At 47.3% G+C, this 1,412-nt stretch carries 1 protein-coding gene; it reads left to right on the top strand.

Annotated elements, in window-relative coordinates:
• Positions 1-92: 92 nt before the first annotated feature.
• Positions 93-1,403 carry an IS4 family transposase gene (locus ACX5KA_RS18425; RefSeq protein WP_061485165.1) on the top strand — a complete coding sequence of 437 codons (1,311 nt, stop codon included), beginning with the start codon at positions 93-95 and terminating at the stop codon, positions 1,401-1,403.
• Positions 1,404-1,412 lie beyond the last annotated feature (9 nt).

Raw genomic sequence — 1,412 nt, 5'->3', positions numbered from 1 at the left:
TAATGCCGATCAGTTAAGAATTTAATGATCGGTTGACCGATCTTTTTAAGGCTTCAAAATCCGGTATCAGGTAACTGATATCGGATTTTTTTATGGACGTTTCTCAAGCTTTAGACATCATCAATACTGTTAAGCAGCCACAAGCTAAAGCGCTGTCTGACCTCATTCCATTAGAGTTGATTGAACAAGCTTATCAGATGTCTGATACAGTTACCTTGCGCAAACGTAAGTTGTCGCTTGAATCACTGGTATGGTTACTTGTAGGCATGGCGCTGTACAATGACAAGTCGATATCTGATGTTGTAAACCAGCTCGATATTGTTGATCGCGAGGGTAAGCCTTTTGTGGCGAAAAGTGCGTTAACGCAGCGTCGTAAAACCTTGGGGGAAAGTGGTGCAAAGGCGGTGTATCAGCACATGACGGCGCACTGGCTCAGACAGGCAAACTTACCTCAGTGGAATGGGCTGACGCTGTTAGGCGTTGATGGTGTCGTCTGGCGTACCGAAGATTCGCCGGAAAATGCCGACGCGTTTTCACGCCAAAAGGATTCTCTTTACCCGCAAGTAAGAATGGTTTGTCAGATGGAGCTAAGTACCCACCTGATGACGGGAAGCGCGTTTGATAGTTACGCCGTCAACGAAATGAGGCTGGCCGAACAGCTTATCGAAACTACCCCAGATAATAGTGTCACCCTGTTCGATAAAGGGTTTTACTCCCTGGGCCTATTACATCAATGGCAGCTCGAAGGGGAAAACCGTCACTGGCTTATTCCTGTTAAAAAGAACCTGCAATATCAAGAAATTCGCTCCTTGGGACGCAACGACAAGTTGGTAATGTTAAGCAGTAACCCTCGCTCTAGGAAGTTATGGCCGGGATTACCCGATACCCTGACCGCTCGTATTGTGAGCCGAAAAATCAAAGGTAAAACCTATGAAGTGCTTACGTCAATGACTGATGCCATGCGTTACCCTGCAGCTGATATCGCTGACTTATATGGGCATCGCTGGGAGATTGAGCTGGGCTACAGGGAGCAAAAACAATACATGCTGGGAAACCGTCTGACCCTGCGCAGTCGCCTTCCTGAATTAGTGAAGCAGGAACTGTGGGGCGTATTGCTGACCTACAATCTAGTGCGATACCAGATGGTTCAGATGTGCTTTAACCTTAAAGGAAACTACCTGCCTTACCAGCTTAGTTTTAATGGTGCACTGGCTCAGGTGACGTCGCTGCTGGTCGGTCTGCCTTATTCAACGCCCGGCGCAATTCCAAGGCAGTATAAATACCTGCATAAAATGGCTGAGAATCTTATTCTGGCTCCACGGCGAGAACGCAACTTCCCCCGAACAGTTAAGAAGAGACCACAGCGATACAGCAGAAAGAAAAATGCCGCTCACCTTAAGTGAACGGCATTA

The organism is Alteromonas alvinellae (assembly GCF_902705805.1).
The sequence above is the reverse complement of the archived record's forward strand: the minus strand, read 5'-3'. Positions and strand labels throughout refer to the sequence as shown.

Excerpts from the sequence above, each read along its gene's own strand:
- ACX5KA_RS18425 (WP_061485165.1), top strand. The coding sequence starts at position 93 with ATGGACGTTTCTCAAGCTTTAGACATCATCAATACTGTTAAGCAGCCA.